Origin of the sequence: Streptomyces candidus (assembly GCF_014207445.1) — a bacterium.
GTDB lineage: Bacteria > Actinomycetota > Actinomycetes > Streptomycetales > Streptomycetaceae > Streptomyces > Streptomyces candidus.
Window position 1 is genome coordinate 131,711 of the sequence record NZ_JACHEM010000009.1, and the last position, 22,452, is coordinate 154,162.

Sequence of the window (22,452 nt, forward strand, 5' to 3'; positions counted from 1 at the left end):
CGGTCGCCACTCTCCGTACTGGCGGGTAAATCCCTGTCTGAATACACGAGATCGAATTTGCGAACAGCAGATCTCTTGTTACCGTTCTAGGAGCCCGGTCGCTGGTGCATCCCCCGTCGCCAGCGACCGGGTCTTTCATTTCCGCCCAGTCGGGCGCCTGAGCGAGTCCTGACAAAATGGTCATGCACCGATCATGAACTTGGCGGAGAACGGTCATCCGGCGTCAGGAACAGCCGAGTTGCTTCCGGATCGCAGCAGCAAGGGACCGTCTGCCCCCGGACCCGCGAATTCCGCAACGGCCGTCCAGGACTCCTGCGCGCTGCCCTCGCCCACCGTCGTCGGCCCGGCCGGACCGTGCGGCGTCTCGCAGGTCCCCGGCTCGTCCTCCGCGCCCACCGGACAGCGCACGCGCACCGTGCGTCCGCCGGGGCCCATGAGGGTCAGGACCGCGTCCAGCTCCGACCCGGTCGCGTTGCGGTAGTACGTACGCGCCCACGTGGCCCGCCCCTCCGTGAGCACGCAGGTCTGCGCCTCCACCCCCTCCGGGGAGGCCACTTCCGGACCGCACTGCGCGTGCGCACGCTCCGGGTGCCGTGCCTTCGGATCTTCCGCCGCCGCGCCTGCCGCAGGGCCCGTCCCCTTCTGCACGGCTGCGGGCGCTGCCTCCACCGGTTCGGCGGGCGCCCCCTCCGGCTCGGCGGGTCCTGCCGACGCTCCCGCGAACGGCAGCAGAACGGTGAACACCACGACGGACGAAAGCCCGAGCATGCGGATATTCAAGGAGAGTCCCACCTGTCGGCTGACGGGAAATTCGTGCCGGTGCGCCGAACATATCGACGGATGGCGCGCGTCCCGACGGCCGCGCGCCCGATTCCGCTGAACTGGCGCCCGCTCACACCCTTACGAGTGAGAGGCACACCTGCGTCGACGCCGCTCGCGCACCGGGCACGGCCTCCGACTGCGCGCTCTCCTCTCCCTCGCCCCGCCGGTCTCAGTACGCGAGCCTGCTCCCGTCTCAGTACGCGAGCCTGCTCCCGCCGCCCGGCGCGCCGCTGCTCGCCACGACCAGGGCGTCCAGCACCGTCTCGACGTCCGGCAGCCACGGCCGCCCGTCCCGTCCGGTCACCGGCTCGCGCTCCCAGCGCACCTCTCCCGCGCCGGTCTGCGAGGTCGGCAGCACCAGGTAGCCGCCGTCTCCGTGGAAGCGCAGGGAAGCGGGCACCCGGTCCTTGGCGTAGAGCAGTTCGCCCAGCCGCTCCAGGGAGTACGGGGTCACCAGCAGCGACCACCGGGTGGGCGTCGCCACGACCGGGCCAAGCCGCACCCCCATCCGGTCCAGAGCCACCAGCGCGCGCGCCCCTGCCAGCGCCGGGAGGCTGAGCGCGCAGGGCGCGCTGCCTCCGGTGGCCAGCAGCACCGGCGCGGTCGGGCGGATCTGCCACCACCAGCGCACCATGCGCGCGTCGGTGGTGGCGGCCAGCAGCCCGGGGTCGAAGGGGTGCGCGCCGGGTACCACGCACTCGGGGTCGGGGCAGGCGCAGCTCCGGCCGGGGCCGGGGGCCGGGTCGTGCCCGGCCGTTGTCAGGCCCACGCCCGGCAGTACCGGCCACTGCCATGCGGTGGCGCAGGTCAGCGCCGTACCGGGTGGGGCGGGCCGCTCGCTCCGCCGGAGCTTGCGCCTGCGTCGCCTTCCGAGGATCTCGCGCATGAGCGCTCGTTCCTTTCCGTTGAACGCCGAGGTCCAGATGACGTACCGAACCGTTGCCGGGCAGGACACTGCCGGGGCACTGACAAGACTGCGCTGCCACAGCCTTTTGAGAGCGGGGCGTGGAACGTGGCGGGGGGTGGCGCGCGCGAGGCGCTTGCCCGTCCCGCAGGACGTCGCCGGAGCTTGCGGTGGTGCTTGGATTCCGCTTGTTCGTGCGGTGCGACTTGCGTGCGGCTTTGCCGTGCGACTTCCGGTGGCACTTTCCCTGGTGCTTCCCCGCGACTCGGGGACCGTGCCGGGCCCACAGCGAGAAGGACGCCTGCGCCCGCCGCCGGGTTCCGGGACGACGGCTGCGTGGCCGCGCTCGCCCGGACATCCACGAGTCAGATACCCAGCACGACTGATATGACGCGCTGTCGATCGCCCTCAGTCGATCGCAAATGTCTGCCGGGGACTGCATTTTCACGCCAAGTTCGCGATCATCAGTTTCCTCAGGGACACCATGAATCCCTCCAGGACAATGCTGGACATCGCCTCACATCTGCGTGTAGATGTGGATCCGTTGATAGCGGCGCAGAATGACTGGGGGTTTGCGATGCTATTGCGCGAAAAGCACCAGGTGGAAAGCCGGTTGACATGAGCGCCCCGAACGTGCCGAAAGTGGCCGGAATCGATCCACTGGTTCCGCCCCCCGCGCAGACTTCCGCGCCTACCGGGAAGACCCCCGCCCGGACAGGGGCAGTGATCCAGGACCGGTTGGCCGGCTGGGTCTTTGACCTCACCACCCTGCACGAGTGCACCGACCGCCTGGTGGCCACCAGTGCGCTCGACGAAGCGCTGCACGAAGCGGTACGTGCCGGAGCCGCCCTCGTCGGAGCCCGTCGCGGCCTCGTCGCCCTCGAACCGGCCGACGGGCTCGGGCCCGACACGACCGCCGGGTTCGGTCTGACGCACGCCGATCTCGGCCATATCGAGACGGTGCCGAGCCCCTCGGCGGACGACCCGGGACCGGGCCTCTTCGGCTCCAGCCCCGACCTGTTCCACGAGGAGGACCTCGACCCGCTGCACCGCGAGGTCGCCGTCCGCCTCGGCTACGCCGCCAGTTACGCGCTCCCGCTGGCCGGACCCTCGGGCCGGCTCGGCACTCTCCTATGGCTGTACGACGAACCGGCCGAACCCACCGAACGGCAGCGCCGTCTGGTGAGCCTCTACGCCCAGTACGCCGCCGAGCACCTGGCCCGTCTGCTGGAGCTGGAACGGGCACGCGCGCGCGTGACGGCACTCACCCAGGAGCTGCAGCCCAGCAGACTGCCCCGCGTCTTCGGGGTGCAGATGGCCGTACGGCACCACGCCGGCCGGCACGGCGGCGGCGACTGGTACGACGCGCTGGCGCTGCCCGAGGGGGCACTCGGCCTCACCGTCGGATCCGTCTCCGGGTCCGGTCCCGGCGCCACCGCCGCCATGGTGCGGATGCGGGCGAGCCTGCGGGCGTACGCCGTCATGGAGGGCGAGGACCCGGTCGCCGTCCTGTCCGACCTGGAACTCCTGATGCGGCTGACCGAACCCGCCCGGTCGGCGACCGCACTTCTGGCGTACTGCGAACCGGCCAAGAGGACGATCGTCCTCGCCGGAGCGGGGCACAGTCCCCCACTGATCGTCGGCGAACGGCGCACCGAGTTCGTGGAGACGTCGCTGTCCGCGCCGCTGGGGATGCTGTCGTGCTGGGAAGCACCCAGCGTCGAGATCCGTCCGGAGCCCGGCGAGACCGTACTGCTCTACACCGACGGGTTGCTGCAGCGCACCGGCGAGCCCATGGACCGGGCCTTCGCACGGCTGCACGCGGCGGCGACGAGCGTGCCCAGGGCGTTCCGCGAGGACCCGGAAGCGATCGCCGACCACGTCCTTGGGACGCTGCTGCCCGGCGGGCTCGACGAGGGGGACGCGACGGAGGACGTCGTGCTGCTGGCGGCACGTTTCGACTGAGTCCGCACCCCGGTACGGGACTGATTTCTCACAGTTGTCCACAGGCTGGGGAGCGTCCGACCGCACGGACATACGATGGAGGGCCAGGAGGCGGGAAACCCCTGGCCCTGTGTCGTATGAGGAGACGTTTCGTGTCTGAGGAGACCAAGCCGGAGACCCCGGAGACCGTTGACGGCGAGGCCGCCGAGGCCACTGAGGAAGAGCCCATCAAGCAGCGCAAGAACGGGCTGTACCCGGGTGTGTCCGACGAGCTCGCCGAGAACATGAAGTCCGGCTGGGCCGACACCGAGCTGCGCGGCCTGGAGCCGATCCCGCAGGCGAAGCACACCGCCGCCCGCCGCGCCGCGCTCTCCGCGCGCTTCCCCGGCGAGCGTCTGGTGATCCCCGCGGGCAACCTCAAGACCCGTTCCAACGACACCGAGTACGCCTTCCGCGCCTCCACCGAGTACGCGTACCTCACCGGCGACCAGACCCACGACGGCGTCCTCGTCATGGAGCCGGCCGGAACCGGCCACGACGCCACGCTCTACCTGCTGCCCCGGTCCAACCGGGAGAACGGCGAGTTCTGGCTGGACGGCCAGGGCGAACTGTGGGTCGGCCGCCGCCACTCCCTCACCGAGGCCGAGCAGCTCCTGGGCCTGCCCGCCAAGGACGTCCGCGAGCTGCCCGAGGCACTGCGCGAGGCCACCGGCCGGGTGCGTGCAGTACGCGGGCACGACGCGGGCATCGAGGCCGCCCTTGCCGACAAGGTCACCGCGGAGGCCGATGCCGAGCTGCGTGTCTACCTCTCCGAGGCGCGCCTGGTGAAGGACGAGTTCGAGATCGGGGAACTCCAGAAGGCCGTCGACTCGACGGTGCGCGGCTTCGAGGACGTCGTGAAGGTCCTCGACAAGGCGGAGGCCACCTCCGAGCGCTACATCGAGGGCACGTTCTTCCTGCGCGCCCGAGTCGAGGGCAACGACATCGGCTACGGCTCGATCTGTGCCGCCGGCCCGCACGCCACCACCCTGCACTGGGTCCGCAACGACGGCGACGTCCGCTCCGGCGACCTGCTCCTGCTCGACGCCGGCGTGGAGACCCACACCCTCTACACCGCCGACGTCACGCGCACACTGCCGATCAACGGCACGTTCACGCCGCTCCAGAAGAAGATCTACGACGCGGTGTACGAGGCCCAGGAGGCCGGCATCGCGGCGGTCAAGCCGGGCGCCGCGTACCGCGACTTCCACGAGGCCGCGCAGCGCGTGCTCGCCGAGAAGCTCGTGGAGTGGGGCCTCGTCGAGGGCCCGGCCGAGCGCGTCCTGGAGCTGGGCCTCCAGCGCCGCTGGACCCTGCACGGCACCGGCCACATGCTCGGCATGGACGTGCACGACTGTGCCGCCGCCCGACGCGAGGCGTACGCCGACGGCACGCTGGAGCCGGGCGTCTGCCTCACCGTCGAGCCCGGCCTGTACTTCCAGGCCGACGACCTGACCGTGCCGGAGGAGTACCGGGGCATCGGCGTCCGCATCGAGGACGACATCCTCGTCACCGAGGACGGCAACCTGAACCTGTCGGCCGCGCTTCCGCGGCGCTCCGACGAGGTGGAGGCCTGGATGGCCGCCACCAAGGCCGCCAAGTAGTCACGCGGGCAGAGCCGGCCCGGCCGTCGAGCACGGCGGTGGGGCCGGCCGGGGCGCGTTGCCCGGGTGATCCGTCAGGACGCCTGGAGCAGCGCGCCCTCGCGCCATTTCAGGATCTTGTCGAAGGTCACCACCGCGCCGCGCCCCGGCCGGTTGCGGAAGTGGACGTGGTCGGCGAGCTGCTCGATCAGACACAGCCCCCTGCCGTTCTCACGGGTGTGCGACACGGGGCGCGCGGCCCTGTTGCGGCGACGGCGCGGCCGGGGAAAGCCGGGTCCCGAGTCGGCGACCTCGATGCGGCACTTCTCGCCGTCCAGGTAGGCGGTCACCCGGTACTCGGCGCAGTGCGGGCCCGAGGAGTCGTCCCCACCGTGCTCCACTGCGTTCGCGCAGGCCTCGCTGAGCGCGACCGACAGGTCGTAGGAGACGTCCGGGTCGACTCCCGCTGTCTCCATGGCGCCGAGCAGAAGACGGCGGGCGAGCGGAACGCTCGCGGCTTCGCGCCGCAAGTGGAGTGACCACCAGATGCTCATGCTCCAGCCTCCTGGCTGCGGCTCGTCATACGTCTACGTATTGCCGCAAGTGGAGGCCCGTAAGCCCGGAATCGGGCCGAGAGCGCTCATTCGGCGGATGCGCGTCCCCCGGGTGCCGGTGCGGACGGCGGGCCGGACGGGCAGTCGCGGGACCCTGCGCACGGCGACCGGGGTGACACAACGGACCATCGTGAGCTTGTGGACCTGCCGGGTCCGCTACCGGGCAGCAGTGCGATGATGGCTCCGCCATGTCCCAGCCCGAGCCGCCCGTCGCCGTGCGCGACGCACGCACGTCAGTCGCCTCGCGACTGCTGAGGGCCGCGGTGTTCGCCGCGGTCTGCGTCGTGCTGTCCGCGACCGGGCACGTGCTGGGCTCCACGGCGACCGTGCCGTGGTGGACGCTCGTGATCGCCTTCGCCGCGGTGTTCGCGCTGGCCGCGCCGCTGGCCGGGCGCACCCGGTCACTGCCCTCGATCACCTTCGCGCTGACCGCGGGACAGCTCGGCCTGCACGCCCTGTTCGGCATCGGACAGGGCCATGCGGGCAGTGCTTCCGGCGCCGATCAAGGTGCGCTGTCCGGGCTCGCCGCCCAACTGATGTGCGGCGGCGGCACGCCGATGAGCGCGGACCGGGCCCGCGACGTCCTGACGGCGGCCGGCATCGACCCGTCGGCCGGCGCACATATCGGGCACACCGCGTCGACCGGTTCCGGAACGTACGGCTCCTACGACGCCGTCGGTACCAGCGGTGGACAGGCGGGCGGCGGTGCGATGGCCGACTGTCTGCACTCGCTCGTCCCCACCCTCCCCATGCTGCTCGGTCACCTGATGGCCGCGCTCGCCACCGGATGGCTGCTGCGCCACGGCGACCTCGCCCTGCGCCGGCTGGCCCGGCTCTCGGCGTACGGCGTGGCGGAGGTCGCGGCGGGGACGCTCGTACGGTCCCTGCGCGCAGCGCTCGCGTTCGTACGCGCCCTGCTGGCAGGTCTGTCGGCAGCGCCCGCCTGCGGGCCGGGCGTCGCGCCCGCCGGTTTCCGCGCGCCGCTCCGGCTCACCGGGCGGTACCTGCTGCACTCGGTGATCAGGCGTGGGCCGCCCGCGTCGGCGTACTCCCTCGTCGCCTGACGCGACCCCCCTCACGTACATCTGCGGAACGGGCGGGTCGCGGACCCGGTGCACTTGAACGAGGTGCTCCGGCCACCCAGTCCACTCCTGCCTCTGTGGGGTTCACAGTCATGACCGTTTCGCGTCGTATCTCCCGTCTCTCTGCCGTCGGTGTCGCTTCGGCCGCCTCTCTGCTGCTCGTCGCGGGACCCGCCTTCGCGCACGTCACCGTGCAGCCGGCCGGCCCCGCCGCCAAGGGCGGTTACGCCACCGTCAACGTCAAGGTCCCGAACGAGCGCGACAACGCCTCCACCGTGAAGCTCGAAGTGACCTTCCCGGTCAAGGACCACCCGCTCACCTCCGTGATGCCGCAGGCCGTGCCCGGCTGGACCGTCAAGGTCGAGAAGACCACCCTCGAAAAGCCGCTGAAGGTACACGGCAAGGAGGTCAAGGAAGCCGTCGAGAAGATCACCTGGACCGGCGGGAAGATCGGCCCCGGCGAGTTCCAGCAGTTCCCGCTCTCGCTCGGCAAGCTCCCCGAGGACGCCGACCAGCTCGTGCTGAAGGCCATTCAGACGTACGACAACGACGAAGTCGTCCGCTGGATCGAAGAGCCCAAGGAGGGCCAGCCGGAGCCGCAGTCCCCGGCGCCCGTCCTCAAGCTGAGCGCGCCCGAGGGCGACGGCCACGGGGCCGCCGGCGACGACAAGACGAAGACCGGCGACAAGGCCGGCCACAAGGACGAGAAGCAGACCGTCGCCGCGTCCGACAGCACCGACACCACCGCCCGCGTCCTCGGCGTCGTGGGCATCATCGTGGGTGTCGCGGGTGTGGCTTTCGGCGTTCTCGCCGGCCGCCGCCGCGCCGCCTGATCCACCCCTCACTCCTCAAGCTCCAGGAACTCCATGCGTAAGAAGAACGCGCTGGTCGCGGTGGCCCTCGCCGCCGCGGCAGCGCTCACCCTGTCCGCGTGCGGCGGTGGCGACCCCTCCCCGAAGGAGAGCAGCCAGTCCGCCGCCGAGGTCTCCGCCCCGACCAGGACGAAGGCCGCGACCGTCCTCGACCGGCCCTACAAGAAGCCCGACCTCGTCCTCACCGACACCCATGGCAAGAAGTACGACCTGCGCGAAGCCACCAAGGGCAAGCCGACGCTCATCTACTTCGGCTACACCCAGTGCCCCGACGTGTGCCCGATGACGATGAGCAACATCGCCGTCGCGTACAAGAAGCTGCCCAAGGCCGACCAGGAGAAGCTCCAGGTCGTCTTCGTCACCACCGACCCGGACCGGGACACGCCTGAGCAACTCGGCAAGTGGCTCAAGGGCGCCGGAAGCCCGGACTTCATCGGGCTGAGCGGCGACTTCCCGACCATCCAGGCCGGGGCCCGCCAGCTCGGCGTCAGCATCGAGCCGTCCACCAAGGACAAGAACGGCAACGTCACGTCCATGCACACCAAGCAGGTCATCGCGTTCTCGCCGAAGACCGACGCCGGCTACGTGCTGTGGACCGACGAAGCCACCCCGGACGACTACACCGCCGATCTCCCGAAGATCGTCAAGGGAGAAACCCCGTGAACCGCCGCACCACCCGCACCCTTTCGTTCGTCGCCACAGCCCTCGCGGGAGCCCTGGCCCTCACCGGCTGCAACGGCGAGACGAACACGTCGGCGAGCAGGACGCCCGCCGCGCAGACGGACAGCAAGCCGAAGCTGGAAGTGACCGGCGCCTTCATACCGGAACCCGCGACGGCCGACATGGCGGGCGGCTTTCTCACCGTCAGGAACAGCGGTTCCGTCGCCGACAAGCTGACCTCCGTCACCGCCTCCGCCTTCGCCGGCAAGGCGGAGATCCACGAGACGAAGGACGGGAGGATGCAACAGGTCACGTCCTTCGACGTGCCCGCCAACGGCACGCTGGACCTGAAGCGCGGCGGCAGCCACCTCATGTTCCTCGATGTGAAGAGGAAGCCGAAGAAGGGCGACAGGATCGCCGTCGAACTGCACTTCGAGAAGTCCGGCACCGTCAAGGTCGACATGCAGGTCGAAGCGGCAACCCACAACCCGCAGCAGCACCACTGAGGGGCTGACAGCACACCATGACGGACACCGCCCCGCACCTCGGGACACCCCGCGTTCAGGCCTCCGGCTCCGAGGCCTCGCGATGCGGGACACCTCGCTCCGGGACACCGGCGGCCACGACGGTCGTACGCCTGCTGCTGACGGTCGCCGCCCTGTTCGGCGCGCTGCTCGCGGGGGCCTCCCCCGCGGCCGCGCACGCCGCGCTCACCGACAGCAACCCGAAGGACGGGGCGGTGCTCGCCACCGCACCCAAGGACGTCACCCTCAACTTCTCCGAGCAGATCGCGCTCGGCGAGGACGCCATCCGCGTTCTCGACCCGTCGGGCAAACGCGCCGACACCGGCGAAACCCTCGATCTGTGCAGCGGAAACGTCGTCAAGTACGGCATCGCCCTGCGCAGCGGGCTGCCCGATGGCACGTACACCGTCGCCTGGCAGGCCGTCTCCGCCGACAGCCACCCCATCTCCGGTGCCTTCACCTTCTCCATCGGCGCACCCTCCGAGAGCAGCGTCGCGCTGCCCTCCCAGGAGGCGGGCGGCGGTGCGGTGGGCGTGCTCTACGACATCGCGCGCTACGCCGCGTACGCCGGATTCATCGTGCTCGTCGGCGGCGCCGCCTTCCTCCTCGCCTGCTGGCAACGGGGAGCGGCCGAGCGGCCGATGCAGCGGCTGGTGGTGCGCGGCTGGCTGCTGCTGACCGCGGCGACGCTGGCGACGCTGCTGCTCAGGGCCCCGTACACCGGCTCCGGCGAGCTGTCGGGCATCTTCGACCTGGCGGCGCTCAAGGCCGTGCTGTCCACCAAGACCGGTGCGGCGCTGGTGTCGCGGCTGCTGCTGCTCGGCGCGGCCGCCCTGTTCGTCGCGGTGCTGTTCGGGGCGTACGCGAAGAAGAACGCGGAACAGGCCGACGGCGGCGGGGCGGAGGACGACGAGGACTCCTCGCTCAAGGACCTGACCTTCGGCCTCGTGCTGGGCGGCGGGGTCGTCGCGGCGGGCATCGCGGCGACCTGGGCCATGTCCGAGCACGCCTCGACCGGCCTCCAGCCGGGCATCGCGATGCCGGTCGACGTGCTGCACATGCTGGCGGCCGCCGCCTGGCTGGGCGGCCTGGCCGCACTCCTGGTCGCCCTCCACCGTTCACCCGCGTTGGACCGCGCCGCGGTGCGGAAGTTCTCCCGGCTCGCCTTCGGCTCCGTCGCCGTGCTCGCCGCGACCGGCACCTATCAGTCCTGGCGACAGGTGGGAACCTGGCGGGCGCTGGTCGACACGACGTACGGACAGCTGCTGCTCGCCAAGATCGCCCTGGTGGTGGTCATGGTGGGTGCCGCCTGGTACTCGCGCAGGTGGACCGGACGCCTGACGGAGGGCTCGGCCGAGGAGCCCGTAGCAGCCGTGTCCCGGCCGCGGACCGGTGACCGTACGACGACGGCCGACTCCACGGTGGACACCGCCCACACCACGGCGAGCGCTTCGACCAGCACCGCGGAAGCCACGGCGGCGGATTCCTCGGCGGCAGGCGCGGGCGCGGACCCTGAGCGCGCCGCCCAGCTCGCCCGGCAGCGGGCCGCGATGGAGGCGACGCGTGCCAAGCGCGAGCGCGACGCGGACCCGGAGCGCTCCGGCCTGCGGCGGTCGGTCCTCGTGGAAGCGGCGGTCGCGGTCGTTCTGCTCGCCGTCACCACCGTCCTGACCAGCACCGAACCGGGTCGTACCGAGCTCAAGGAGGCCGGCCGCGGTTCAGGCGCCTCGCCCGCGGTGCCGGACCGTCCCGTCGACGTCGTCCTCCCCTTCGACACCGGTGGCGAGGCCGGCGAGGGCACCCTCCGCGTCCAGCTCACCCCGGGCCGGACCGGCAGCAACGCCCTGCACGTATGGGCCGAGTCACCCGCCCGCACACCGGTCGACGCACCCGAGCTGAAGGTCGCCCTCACCAACGAGGACAAGCAGATCGGGCCGCTGCCCGTCGTGCCCGACAGGCTCGCTCCCGGGCACTGGAGCGCCAACGGCGTTCAGGTTCCGCTGGCGGGAACCTGGAAACTCGACGTGACGATCCGGACTTCCGACACCGACCAAGTGACCGTGAACAAGAACGTGAAGATCGGCTGACCCGCATGACCGACACCTCTTCCCCTGAGAGTCCCGAGAACACGGAGGCGCCCGGCCTGTCACGGCGGCGACTGCTCGGCACCGCGGGCGCGGCCGGAGCCGCCGGGCTCGCCCTGGGCGCGGTCGGCGGGGCGGGCGTCGCCGCCGCCGTGAACTCCGACGGCGAGGGACCGGCCGCTCTGACCTCCGTCGGCGCGACCGAGGTCATGTTTCACGTGAAACATCAGGCGGGCATCACCACCCCGCTGCAGTCCCGCGGCCATCTGATCGCCTTCGATCTCGCCCCCGGCGCCGGCCGCAAGGAGGCCACGGCACTGCTGCGCCGTTGGTCGCACGTGGCGAAGCAGCTGATGGCAGGCCGCTCGCTGGCCGGGGACGACACCGAGGTCGCACGCGACGCGGGACCTTCCTCCCTCACCCTCACCTTCGGATTCGGCCGGACCTTCTTCGACCGCACGGGCCTGACGGCCCAGCGGCCGATGGAGCTGGACCCGTTGCCCGACTTCTCCTCCGACCACCTCGACCCCCGTCGCAGCAACGGCGACCTGTGGGTGCAGATCGGCGCGGACGACGCCCTGGTGGCCTTCCACGCGCTGCGCGCCGTACAGAAGGAGGCGGGCGAGGCCGCACGGGTGCGCTGGCAGATGAACGGCTTCAACCGCTCGCCCGGCGCGACCGCTTCCCCCATGACGACCCGCAACCTGATGGGACAGGTGGACGGTACGGGCAACCCGAAGCCGTCCGAGCCGGACTTCGACAAGCGGATCTTCGTCCCGGAGAGCGGGCGTCCGGCCGGCCAGGAGTGGATGGCCGGCGGCTCGTACGCGGTCGTACGGCGCATCCGCATGCTCCTCGACGACTGGGAGAAGCTCCCCCGGGGTGACCAGGAAGCGGTCATCGGACGGCGCAAGAAGGACGGTGCCCCGCTGACCGGGGGCGACGAGTTCACCGAGCCCGACCTGGCCAAGGCGGGCCCGGACGGCCAACTGGTCATCGCAGCCGACGCCCACTCGCGGATCTCCGCGCCGGAGCAGAACGGTGGCGCGGCGATGCTGCGCAGGCCCTTCTCGTACCACGACGGCATCTCGGCGGACGGGACGCCGGACGCGGGGCTGCTGTTCATCTGCTGGCAGGCGGATCCGCTGCGGGGCTTCGTGCCGGTGCAGCGCAAGCTCGACCGGGGGGACGCTCTGTCACGGTTCATCCGGCACGAGGCCAGCGGGCTGTTCGCGGTGCCGGGCGGGCCGGGCGAGGGGGAGTACGTAGGACAGCGCCTGCTGGAGGGGTGAGCCCGGACCGGCCCGTCACCGCGCGTCTGCCCGTGGCGGGTGGGGTCGCCGATGCCACCGGACGGGACAGGCGGCACCCAGGGCGGCCCGGGTCATCGGTGCCGTCGGAGGTGCCGTTCGGGTGGGCGGAGCCGCAGGGCCGCAGTGGGTGGTGAGACGGTCGAGCCGGGCCCCGTGTGGCGCATTAGGGTGACCGTATGTCAGCGACGCGCTACGCCTATCTCGGCCCCGAGGGCACCTTCACCGAGGTCGCCCTCCGTACGCTCCCCGAAGCCGCCACTCGTGAACTCACCCCGATGCTGTCGGTCCCTGCCGCGCTGGACGCCGTGCGCGCCGGGGAGGCCGCGGCGGCGCTCGTGCCGATCGAGAACTCGGTGGAGGGCGGGATCACGGCGACACTGGATGCCCTGACCTCCGGCGAGCCGTTGATGATCTACCGCGAGGTGCTGCTGTCCATCCGCTTCGCGCTGCTGGTGCGGCCGGGCACGAAGCTCACCGACATCAAGACGGTCACCGCCCACCCGGCGGCGCAGCCGCAGGTACGGAACTGGATCAAGACGAATCTGCCGGACGTGCTGTGGGAGTCCGCCGCCTCGAATGCGGACGGGGCACGGCTGGTGCAGGAGGGGCGCTATGACGCCGCCTTCGCGGGCGAGTTCGCGGCGGCGACGTACGGGCTGGAGCCACTGGTCACCGACATCCACGACGCGGTGAACGCACAGACCCGCTTCGTGCTGGTGGGTCGGCCGGCGCGGCCGGCGGCGCCGACGGGTGCGGACAAGACGTCGGTGGTGATCTGGCTGGGTCCCGACCGTCCGGGCGCGCTGCTGGAACTGCTCCAGGAGTTCGCGGTGCGGGGCGTGAACCTGATGCTCATCCAGTCGCGGCCGACGGGCGCGGGCATCGGGAACTACTGCTTCGCGGTGGACGCGGAGGGACACATCGCGGACCGACGGGTCGGTGAGGCGTTGATGGGGCTGAAGCGGATCGCGCCGAAGGTGCGTTTTCTGGGGTCGTACCCGAGGGCGGGCGTCACGGCTCAGGACGTGGCCGAGTTGCGGCACGGTACGTCGGACCAGGAGTTCACGGAGGCGTCGGACTGGCTGGCGCGGTGCCAGGACGGGCGCGCCTGAAGAGAGGCCCACGGCCCCTCCGCATGCGCGCGCGACTTTCCCACATAGTTATCCACAGGGTGCGTCAGCCCCTGGGGACAAGTCGACAACCTAACGCGACATGGTCGACAAATTGCCCCAGCGAGCCTCCATTCCTCCACAGAGCGACAGGGCCACCCATGTCACCTCCTGCACCCTGATCAACTCTTTAGGGGGAGCAATTCCCACTCGAATGTGTGCGTGAGTCGCGTTTGAGGAAGAAATCCGTCGCCCCGGATGCACCTTTCAAGAGGTCCGTTCCAGCATCCACAGCTATTTCACACACCCTGTGGATAACTTATCGGGGTAAGCGCCTTCCTGTGGAAAACAGGCACCGGGAGTCTCTCAACTGCCGCCTCCCGCAAGGGAGAAGCGCCGGGCACAAGGAGCCCCCACGCCCTGCTCCGAGACGATGCGTCCGGTGCGCCAACGGGCGCCGTCGCGCCGCGCGGATTGCTTCCGAACCTCCGTCCACTGCATTCCCAAACTCGGGCAATACGGGCACATAGGAGGGCGCTGTCTTATCCGGTCGAGTGACGGAAGCAGGCACCGGTAGCCTGGTGGGGTGATTGACCTTCGCCTGCTCCGTGAGGACCCCGACCGTGTTCGCGCCTCCCAGCGCGCCCGTGGAGAGGACGTCGCGCTCGTCGACGCCCTGCTCTCCGCCGATGAGCGGCGCAGGTCGTCCGCCGTCCGCTTCGACGAGCTCCGCAATGAGCAGAAGACGCTCGGCAAGCTCATCCCCAAGGCCACCGGCGACGAGAAGACCGAGCTGCTGAAGCGCACCGGCGAACTCTCCGCCGCCGTGAAGGCCGCGGACGCCGAGCAGAACGAAGCGGCCGAGGAGGCGCAGCGTCTGCTGCTCCAGCTCGGCAACATCGTGCACGAGGACGTTCCGGTGGGCGGCGAGGAGGACTTCGTCGTCCTGGAGACGCACGGCACGATCCGCGACTTCGGCGCCGAGGGCTTCGAGCCCAAGGACCACCTGGAACTGGGCGAGGCGCTCGGTGCCATCGACGTCGAGCGCGGCGCGAAGGTCTCCGGATCGCGCTTCTACTACCTGACCGGTGTCGGCGCGCTGCTGGAGCTGGCGCTGGTCAACGCGGCGATCGCGCAGGCCACGGAGGCCGGTTTCATCCCGATGCTGACCCCCGCGCTGGTCCGTCCGCGCGCGATGGAGGGCACCGGCTTCCTCGGCCAGGCCGCGGAGAACGTGTACCACCTGGAGAAGGACGACTATTACCTGGTCGGCACCTCCGAGGTCCCGCTCGCCGCGTACCACATGGACGAGATCATCGACGCGGACAAGCTGCCGCTCCGCTACGCGGGCTTCTCGCCGTGCTTCCGCCGCGAGGCCGGCACGTACGGCAAGGACACCCGGGGCATCTTCCGTGTGCACCAGTTCGACAAGGTCGAGATGTTCTCCTACGTGAACCCGGAGGACGCCGATGCCGAGCACCTGCGTCTGCTGGAGTGGGAGAAGCAGTGGCTGACCGCGCTTGAGCTGCCGTTCCAGGTGATCGACGTGGCGACCGGCGACCTCGGGTCGTCGGCCTCGCGGAAGTTCGACTGCGAGGCGTGGATCCCCACCCAGGGCAAGTACCGCGAGCTGACTTCGGCGTCGAACTGCAACAGCTTCCAGGCACGGAGGCTGTCGGTCCGGATGCGCGACGGCAAGAAGGTCCAGCCGCTCGCCACCCTGAACGGCACGCTGTGCGCGGTGCCGCGCACCATCGTGGCGATCCTGGAGAACCACCAGCTCCCCGACGGGTCGGTGCGGGTCCCCGAGATGCTGCGTCCGTACCTGGGCGGCCGTGAGGTGCTGGAGCCGATCACCAAGTGAGCACTTCCGCTTCCGCCGGTCCCGGCGCGCCTGCTCCGTTCCCGTACAAGCTGGTCGCCACCGATCTGGACGGCACGCTCCTGCGCGACGACCAGACGGTCTCCCGGCGCACGCGCGACGCGCTGGACGCGGTGACGGCGGCGGGCGCCGCCCATATCGTGGTGACCGGCCGGTCCGTCGCCTGGACAAAGCACATCTTCGAGGACCTCGGCTACAAAGGGCTCGCGGTGTGCGGGCAGGGCGCGCAGGTCTATCACGCGGGCGAGCGGCGGCTGCTGACCTCGGTGACCCTGGACCGGCAACTGGCGGGGCTCGCACTGTCCAAGGTCGAGGCCGAGGTCGGTCCGCTGGCGCTGGCCGCCAGCCGGGACGGGATGGACGGCGCCGTGCTGCTCGGCCCGGGGTACCGGGTGCACGAGGGGTCGCTCCCGTACCTGCCGTTCGAGGATCCGGCCGAGCTGTGGTCGGAGCCCCTGAACAAGGTGTACATCCAGCACCCGGGGATGTCCGACGACGAGCTGGCGAGAGTCGCCCGGACTACGGTCGGAAACCTCGTGGACGTGGTCATGGCCGGCGAGGGGATCGTGGAGATCCTGCCCCTGGGGCTGAGCAAGGCGACCGGGCTGTCACTGGCCGCGCGCCGGCTGAAGCTGAAGGCCGCGGACACGATCGCCTTCGGTGACATGCCGAACGACATCCCGATGTTCGGCTGGGCCGCGCACGGTGTGGCGATGGCCAACGCGCACGACGAGTTGAAGGCCGTCGCGCACGAGGTCACCGCGTCCAATGAGGACGACGGCATCGCCGTGGTCCTGGAGAACCTTCTGACCCGCTGAGGACTCGGTGGGAGGCGGCACTCCGGTGCCGCCTCCCCTCCCTGTTTAGAGGCCGCTTACATCTATTCCCGTCGCAGTTGTAGGATGACTGGGCAACCGGGCGAATTACACCTGTCGTCGCCCGGACAGGAGCAGAAAGCGGAGGCCGACCTCATGGCACTTCAGGCGGCGGGACGGAAGTCCCTGGTGGACGCCGTCGTGGAGCAGCTCCGCGACCAGCTCACCGACGGGGAGTGGTCCGTCGGCGACCGGATTCCCACCGAGCACGTCCTGGCCGACCAGCTCGGCGTCGGCCGCAACACCGTGCGCGAGGCCGTACGAGTGCTGGTGCACGCCGGGCTGCTGGAATCCCGTCAGGGCAACGGCACGTTCGTCCGCTCGACCGCCGACCCCTCGGCCGTCCTGCGCGGGATGCGGCACGCCGATGTGCTGGACGTGCTGGAACTACGGGTGGCCCTGGAAGCGGAAGCCGCCCGGCTGGCCGCCGTACGGCGCGACAAGGACGACCTGCGTGCCCTGCGGGCGACCCTCGCCGCGCTGACCGAGCAGGGCGACCGTGCCGCGGACGCCGACCTCGACTTCCACCGGGGCATCGTGGAGGCCACCCACAACGCGGCGTTCACCGAGGTCTACCGGTTCTTCTCCGCCCAGGTGCACGCGTCCCTGGTCACCGCCCTCGGGGACCGTCAGCTGCCGCCCATCGACCTCGTCGCGCACGCGGCCCTGGTCGACGCCATCGAGGCCGGTGACCCCACCACCGCGGAACAGGCCGCCAGGGCACTTCTCCAGGTGCCGATCGACGCCGTTCGCGAACTGGTCCGCCGCTGACGACGTCCGTCCGCGCCTCTCCCCCTTCGCTCCCCCCACCGCTGTTCCTCCCCCCACCCGAAAGGTGCTTGCCTTGTCACGCCCGGAAGCCGATCAACTCCTGCTGGACGCCGAGGCCGATGTACGGCCCTCCCCCCAAGGTGTCGCCGCACGGCGGGCGTTGCTGGCGCACCCGGTGCTGCTCATGGTCGGCATCGTGCTGGCCTCCCTCAACATGCGTGCGGCGCTGGCGAGCGTGTCCCCACTGGTCAGTGAGATCAGCGAGAGCTTCGGACTGTCGTCGACGGCCACCAGCCTCGTGACGTCCGTGCCGGTGCTGTTCCTCGGCGTGGGCGCGCTGGTGGCACCCTGGCTCGGTCGCCGCTTCGGCACCGAAGCGGTTCTGTTCTGCGCCCTGTTGCTGCTCGGCGTGGGCATCCTGGTGCGCGTTCTGCCCGCCACGGCCGCCCTGTACGGCGGGGGTGTGCTGATCGGCATCGCGATATCCCTCCTCAATGTGCTGATGCCGGGTCTGATCAAGCGGGACTTCCCCGACAGGGCCGCGCCGATGACCTCGGTCTACACCGGCTCGATGATCGCGGGCGCCACCATCGTGGCGGCCACCTCCGTACCGCTGGAGAAGGCGTTCGGCGACAGCTGGGAAGCCTCGATGGCGTTCTGGTCGCTGCTGGCCGCCGTGGCCGCGCTGGCCTGGCTGCCCCAGGTGCTGATCGCCCGGGGCCGTACCGGGCACGAGACGCGCGTCGCCCCGGGGGCGTCCGGCAGCGCCGCTCCCGCCGCGCCGAGGAGTGTCTGGCGGTCGGGTCTCGCCTGGCAGGTCACCCTCTTCATGGGGCTCCAGTCGCTGTGGTCCTACGTGCTGATCGCCTGGATGCCGACGATCTTCACCGACCACGGGATGAGCCGGTCCACGGCAGGCGTGATCTTCGCCTTCAACAATCTGATCCAGGTCGCGGGTGCTTTCGCCGTACCACTGCTGGCCGGGCGCATGCGCAGCCAGCGCCCGCTGATCGCTCTGGTCACCTCTCTCGTCGCGACCGGTTACGTCGGCCTGATGGCCGCCCCGGTTGCCGGGGCCTGGCTGTGGTCGGGGATTCTCGGCATCGGGCAGGGCGGCGCCGTGGGTCTGGCGCTCACCCTCATCGTGCTGCGGTCCGGGGACGCGGTGACGGCGGCCCGGCTCTCCGGAATGGCGCAGACGATCGGCTATCTGTTGGCCGCTGCGGGCCCGTTGGCTGCGGGCGCCGTGTACCAGATGACCGGCAGCTGGACGGTGCCGATCGCCCTGATGCTCGGCGTGTGCGCGACGGCGCTGGCCGTGGGTCTCTTCGCGGCCAGGGACCGGAAGGTCTGACTCACCTCCCCCGGGCAGTCCGGAGCCCGGTGCGGTCACGTACGCGGGCATCCGAGGGGCTGTGCCTTCGAGAACAACGTGCCTTCGAGAACACTGTGCAGGTGTCAAGGTGCGGGTGAAGCGGGAAGCGCCCCTGATGCGTATGGGAGATACGCATCAGGGGCGCTCCCTGTTCCCGGAAGTGCCGCTTCGGGCTATTCATCACCCGCAAGAGTGAGCGAGCGCAGCTTCTGGCCCGCGTACCAGGTGGCCAGGCCGGTGACGACGACCAGCAGGATCACCGCCGTGGGAAGCCCGACGTCCGAGGTGATCGTGCCGTTCGTGCCGATCCTTTCGGCGAGCGAGAGCGCCCACTGCTGGATGCTGAGGGTCCGCGCCCCCGGTACCAGGCTGCCGAACAGGGCCTCCCACACCAGGGCGTACACCAGGCCGAAGACGACCGCGTGCCGCGAGACGGTGCCGAGCAGCAGGAACACCGCGCTGTAGGCGATGGAGGCGACCAGTGCGGCGATCGTGTAGGCGATCGCGACCTGCCCGCCGTTGCCGTTGAGGATCATGCCCGCGATGAAGGTCGGGATCGCGGAGAAGGCCATGGTGACGGCGATGGCGACGATCAGCTTGGTGAAGATGATCGTGGGGCGCTTCACCGGCTTGGAGAGCAGGTAGACGATCGAGCCGTCGTCGATCTCCGGGCCGATGGCGCCCGTACCGGCGATGACGCCGATCAGCGGGACCATGGTGGCCAGCGCGAAGCCGCCCAGGACGTCGGCGGCGACCTGGTCGTCCACGCCGACCAGCGCCCGCACCGCGACGGCGATCACGAGGAGCAGCGCCGGCAGGATGAAGAGGATGGCCGCCCGGCGGCGGCCGAGAAGGGCCCGGTAGGTGAGCCGGGCGACTGTGGGTTCGTACATCGCAGCAAGCTCCTTTCAGGCCGTGACGAGGTAGGAGAAGACCGACTCGAGGGACTCGTCGGAGGGCTGCACCGTGAACAGGCGGATGCCGTGCTCACGTGCGACCCGCGGGAGCAGCTCGGTGAAGCGGCCGAAGTCGACGGCCTGGATGCGCAGCGCCCGTTCCGTGTAGTCGACCTCGATGCCGGCCGTGGACGGGTCGGCGATCAGCGCGGCCGCCAGGGCACGGTCGTCGCCCGAGCGGACGAGGTAGCGGTGCGGGCGGTCCGTCATCAGTCGGCGGATCTTGCGGAAGTCGCCGGAGGCGGCGTGCCGCCCGGCGACGATCACCTCGATGTGCGAGGCGAGCTGCTCGACCTCTTCCAGAATGTGCGAGGAGAACAGCACGGCGCGGCCCTCGCCGCCCATCCGGCGCAGCAGGTCCATCAGCTGCATGCGCTGGCGCGGGTCCATGCCGTTGAACGGCTCGTCCAGAAGCAGTACCGAGGGGTCGTGGACCAGGGCGGACGCCATCTTGACGCGCTGGCGCATGCCCTTGCTGTACGTGGCGATCTTGCGGTCCTGGGCGTACTCCATCTCGACCGTGGCGAGCGCCTGTGCGGCCGCGCGGTCGTCGAGGCCGTGCAGCTCGGCGTTGGCGACGACGAATTCGCGTCCGGTGAGGAAGTCGTACATCGCCTCCCGCTCGGGGACGACGCCGATCTCCTTGTAGACCTCCTCGTTGCGCCAGATCGGCTTGCCGTCGAGGGTGACGGTGCCGTTGGAGGGGGCGAGGAAGCCGCCCATCATGTTGATCAGAGTGGACTTTCCGGCGCCGTTGGGGCCGAGGAGGCCCGTCACGCCGGGGCCGATGTTCATGGTCACGTCGTTGACGGCGACCACGTTCCCGAACCAGCGGGAGGCCTTGGTGATGTCGATCGTGGTCACAGCCCGACCTTCCGGTAGCGGCGCATCAGTACGGCGTACGAGCCTGCGATGAGCGCGAGGACGACCAGCAGGTGGACCACGCCCGCACCGGCCCCGGGCCCGTACCCGCCGGGGTAGCCGGAGGAGGCCCCGAGGAAGGCGGTCTGGACGCCGTCGATGAGGGTGGCGGGCGAGAAGAGGCCGAGCCAGGAGACGGCGCCGGTCGCTTCCTGGCTGTAGGCGATGACCTGGACGGTGGAGACCGCACCGTAGGAGATGGTGAAGAGGGCGATGACGGCGGCGACACCGAACCCGCGGCGCGGCGTCAGTGCGGCCATCACCAGGCCGAGGCCGGCGAACAGGACGGACAGCAGTGCCACGGACACCAGCCCCTGCCCGAAGCCCTTGGTCTGGGCTCCGAAGTCGAACTTGGCGAGCAGCGCGCCCGCGTAGAGGACCACCAGCGGAACGGCGGTGAGGACGAACAGCGCGGAGGCCATCGCCCCGTACTTGGCGAGGACGTAGTCCCGGCGCTCGATGGGCCGGGAGAAGTACAGCGGCACCGTCTTGAAGCGCAGGTCGCGCGAGACGGTCTGCGGTGCCTGCGAGGCGAGGTAGAGGCCGATCACCGGCTGGAGGGAGATCGCGAACGCCGTGTAGGAGAGCGGCAGTTTGGTCATGGTGCCCGCCGGGGCGGCCACCGCGACCGCGACGATGATCGCCGCGACCAGGACCATCACACCGAACAGGATCATCGGCAGCACCTTGGACTTGGCGCTGCGGCCCAGTCCGTACGCGCCGCGCAGGGACTGCGAGTAGAGCGAGCGCCTGGCGTAGGAGCGGCCGAGCCGCTGCCCGTCGTACTTGCGGTAGCCGATGTTGTGGATGCGCGTCGGGTCGGCGCCCGGCGGAGTGAGCTCAGTTGCCATCGTGGCCGCCTCCCGTCTGCGGTGCGAGCTGCGCGTGCGCTGGTTGCTGGGACTGCTGCTGGATCTGTTGTTCCTGGGGGCCGGCGTGGAAGACCTCGGCGATGTGGTGGCGGCGCTGTTCCATGCGGACCAGGCCGATGCCCAGGTCGGCGACCGTGTCGCGCACCAGGTCGTACGTCGCTTCGCCCTCGCCCTCGACCAGCAGGACGTGGCCCGCGCCGGGCAGACCCTGCTCCTCCGCCGCGTGCAGGGTCACGCCGGCCGCGGTGAGCGCCTCGCGCAACGCGCGCGTGCCGTCGGGGTGGGCGTCGGAGTCGGTGACCTCGACCGCGAGGGTGGTGGTGGTCTGGGTGAAGTCACTGGTCGAACTGGACCGCAGCAGCGCTCCGCCGTCGATGACGACGACGTGGTCGCAGGTGCGCTCCAGCTCGCCCAGGAGGTGCGAGGTGACCAGGACGGAGATGCCGAAGTCGGTGTGGATGCGGCGGATGAGGCCGAGCATCTCGTCGCGGCCGACCGGGTCGAGGCCGTTGGTCGGCTCGTCGAGAAGGACCAGTTGCGGGTCGTGGACCAGGGCCTGGGCCAGCTTCACCCGCTGCTTCATGCCGGTCGAGTAGCCGCCGATGGGGCGGTAGCGCTCTTCGTAGAGGCCGACGTGGCGCAGGGTGTCGGCGGTCCGCTCGCGTGCGGCGGTGGCGGGGAGACCCGACATGCGCGCCATGTGGACGACGAACTCGGTGGCCGACACGTCCGGTGGCAGGCAGTCGTGCTCGGGCATGTACCCCACGCGCTCGCGGATCTCCGCACCGCTCGTCGCCACGTCGAGGCCGAGCACTGCGGCACGTCCCTCCGTGGCGGGGGACAGACCCAGCAGGATCTTGATCAAGGTGGACTTGCCGGCTCCGTTGGATCCCACCAGGCCCGTTACTCCGGGTCCGATGTCCAACGAGAGCCGGTCAAGCGCGGTTACCCGGGGGAACCGCTTGCTCAGGGCTTCGGTTGCGATCACGGCAGTCACCTTTCCGAAGGTAGTGGCGCGGACCACATTGCACGTCAGCCCTGGCGGTGGTTGGCGTCTCCGCCTCTGGTCGTAGGAACCCGTAGGGGCCGCAGTACCGAGGGTGGACAGAAGGCCGGGGCGGAAGCCCCCGGACGGGGCGGGGCCAGGTTGTCCACAGGCCGTTGTGCACACCCCTTGACGCAGCCGCCGGGCATTGTCACATTCATCAGTGTCAAGTTGCGAGCACGTACCGCGGCACGGGACGGACGGG

Annotated in this window: 20 protein-coding genes; 13 read left to right on the forward strand and 7 right to left on the reverse strand. The window is 70.5% G+C overall.

Going from position 1 to position 22,452, the window contains the following annotated elements:
- Positions 1–213: 213 nt before the first annotated feature.
- Both HNQ79_RS18375 and HNQ79_RS18380 read right to left on the reverse strand, forming a co-directional pair.
- Complete coding sequence (locus HNQ79_RS18375) at positions 214–768, reverse strand: hypothetical protein (protein WP_229923253.1); 555 nt, start codon at positions 766–768, stop codon at positions 214–216.
- A gap of 247 nt (positions 769–1,015) precedes the next feature.
- The gene (locus tag HNQ79_RS18380; protein WP_185032368.1) at positions 1,016–1,708 is read right to left on the reverse strand and encodes a bifunctional DNA primase/polymerase; all 693 of its coding nucleotides are present in this window, start codon (positions 1,706–1,708) and stop codon (positions 1,016–1,018) included.
- 636 nt (positions 1,709–2,344) lie between these two features.
- Between HNQ79_RS18380 and HNQ79_RS18385 the strand changes: the two genes are divergently transcribed.
- Together HNQ79_RS18385 and HNQ79_RS18390 are read left to right on the forward strand one after the other, a co-directional pair.
- Positions 2,345–3,691, forward strand: a complete 1,347-nt coding sequence (locus tag HNQ79_RS18385; RefSeq protein ID WP_185032370.1) for a PP2C family protein-serine/threonine phosphatase — start codon at positions 2,345–2,347, stop codon at positions 3,689–3,691.
- A gap of 131 nt (positions 3,692–3,822) precedes the next feature.
- Positions 3,823–5,313 (forward strand): aminopeptidase P family protein, encoded by a 1,491-nt coding sequence (locus HNQ79_RS18390; protein ID WP_373312486.1) that lies wholly within the window; start codon positions 3,823–3,825, stop codon positions 5,311–5,313.
- A 74-nt stretch (positions 5,314–5,387) separates the two neighbouring features.
- Here the strand turns inward: HNQ79_RS18390 and HNQ79_RS18395 are convergent, their stop codons facing one another.
- A complete protein-coding gene (locus tag HNQ79_RS18395) occupies positions 5,388–5,846 on the reverse strand; it encodes an ATP-binding protein (RefSeq protein ID WP_185032372.1) in 459 nt (152 codons plus the stop codon).
- 248 nt (positions 5,847–6,094) lie between these two features.
- Between HNQ79_RS18395 and HNQ79_RS18400 the strand changes: the two genes are divergently transcribed.
- The 11 genes from HNQ79_RS18400 (at position 6,095) to HNQ79_RS18450 (ending at position 18,432) form a co-directional block, all read left to right on the forward strand.
- Positions 6,095–6,970, forward strand: a complete 876-nt coding sequence (locus HNQ79_RS18400; RefSeq protein WP_185032374.1) for a hypothetical protein — start codon at positions 6,095–6,097, stop codon at positions 6,968–6,970.
- A gap of 110 nt (positions 6,971–7,080) precedes the next feature.
- Positions 7,081–7,821, forward strand: a complete 741-nt coding sequence (locus tag HNQ79_RS18405) for a YcnI family copper-binding membrane protein (RefSeq protein WP_185032376.1) — start codon at positions 7,081–7,083, stop codon at positions 7,819–7,821.
- A 33-nt stretch (positions 7,822–7,854) separates the two neighbouring features.
- The gene (locus HNQ79_RS18410) at positions 7,855–8,523 is read left to right on the forward strand and encodes an SCO family protein (protein WP_185032378.1); all 669 of its coding nucleotides are present in this window, start codon (positions 7,855–7,857) and stop codon (positions 8,521–8,523) included.
- On the forward strand, positions 8,520–9,026 hold the full coding sequence (locus HNQ79_RS18415) for a copper chaperone PCu(A)C (protein WP_185032380.1): 507 nt from the start codon (positions 8,520–8,522) through the stop codon (positions 9,024–9,026). Before HNQ79_RS18410 ends, HNQ79_RS18415 begins: the two co-directional genes overlap by 4 nt.
- 17 nt (positions 9,027–9,043) lie before the next feature.
- Entirely contained in the window at positions 9,044–11,131 is a 2,088-nt protein-coding gene (locus HNQ79_RS18420; RefSeq protein WP_185032382.1) for a copper resistance CopC/CopD family protein, read from the forward strand.
- Between the two features lie 5 nt (positions 11,132–11,136).
- Positions 11,137–12,420 carry an iron uptake transporter deferrochelatase/peroxidase subunit gene (efeB, locus tag HNQ79_RS18425; RefSeq protein WP_185032383.1) on the forward strand — a complete coding sequence of 428 codons (1,284 nt, stop codon included), beginning with the start codon at positions 11,137–11,139 and terminating at the stop codon, positions 12,418–12,420.
- A 197-nt stretch (positions 12,421–12,617) separates the two neighbouring features.
- Positions 12,618–13,553 (forward strand): prephenate dehydratase, encoded by a 936-nt coding sequence (pheA, locus tag HNQ79_RS18430; protein WP_185032386.1) that lies wholly within the window; start codon positions 12,618–12,620, stop codon positions 13,551–13,553.
- Between the two features lie 583 nt (positions 13,554–14,136).
- Positions 14,137–15,414: a serine--tRNA ligase gene (gene serS, locus HNQ79_RS18435; protein ID WP_185032388.1), complete on the forward strand. Its 1,278-nt coding sequence runs from the start codon at positions 14,137–14,139 to the stop codon at positions 15,412–15,414.
- The gene (locus HNQ79_RS18440) at positions 15,411–16,250 is read left to right on the forward strand and encodes an HAD family hydrolase (RefSeq protein WP_185032390.1); all 840 of its coding nucleotides are present in this window, start codon (positions 15,411–15,413) and stop codon (positions 16,248–16,250) included. Before serS ends, HNQ79_RS18440 begins: the two co-directional genes overlap by 4 nt.
- A 153-nt stretch (positions 16,251–16,403) precedes the next feature.
- Entirely contained in the window at positions 16,404–17,078 is a 675-nt protein-coding gene (locus tag HNQ79_RS18445; protein ID WP_185032678.1) for a FadR/GntR family transcriptional regulator, read from the forward strand.
- Positions 17,079–17,151: 73 nt separating this feature from the next.
- Positions 17,152–18,432, forward strand: coding sequence for a CynX/NimT family MFS transporter (locus HNQ79_RS18450; RefSeq protein ID WP_185032392.1), 1,281 nt, complete (start codon positions 17,152–17,154; stop codon positions 18,430–18,432).
- Between the two features lie 194 nt (positions 18,433–18,626).
- Here HNQ79_RS18450 and HNQ79_RS18455 read toward each other — a convergent pair whose 3' ends face one another.
- The 4 genes from HNQ79_RS18455 to HNQ79_RS18470 are packed head-to-tail and all read right to left on the reverse strand — an operon-like array spanning position 18,627 to position 22,190.
- Positions 18,627–19,346, reverse strand: a complete 720-nt coding sequence (locus HNQ79_RS18455) for an ABC transporter permease (protein WP_185032394.1) — start codon at positions 19,344–19,346, stop codon at positions 18,627–18,629.
- 15 nt (positions 19,347–19,361) lie between these two features.
- On the reverse strand, positions 19,362–20,273 hold the full coding sequence (locus tag HNQ79_RS18460; RefSeq protein ID WP_185032396.1) for an ABC transporter ATP-binding protein: 912 nt from the start codon (positions 20,271–20,273) through the stop codon (positions 19,362–19,364).
- Positions 20,270–21,181, reverse strand: coding sequence for an ABC transporter permease (locus HNQ79_RS18465; protein WP_185032398.1), 912 nt, complete (start codon positions 21,179–21,181; stop codon positions 20,270–20,272). Before HNQ79_RS18465 ends, HNQ79_RS18460 begins: the two co-directional genes overlap by 4 nt.
- Positions 21,171–22,190, reverse strand: a complete 1,020-nt coding sequence (locus tag HNQ79_RS18470; RefSeq protein ID WP_229923254.1) for an ABC transporter ATP-binding protein — start codon at positions 22,188–22,190, stop codon at positions 21,171–21,173. Before HNQ79_RS18470 ends, HNQ79_RS18465 begins: the two co-directional genes overlap by 11 nt.
- Positions 22,191–22,452 lie beyond the last annotated feature (262 nt).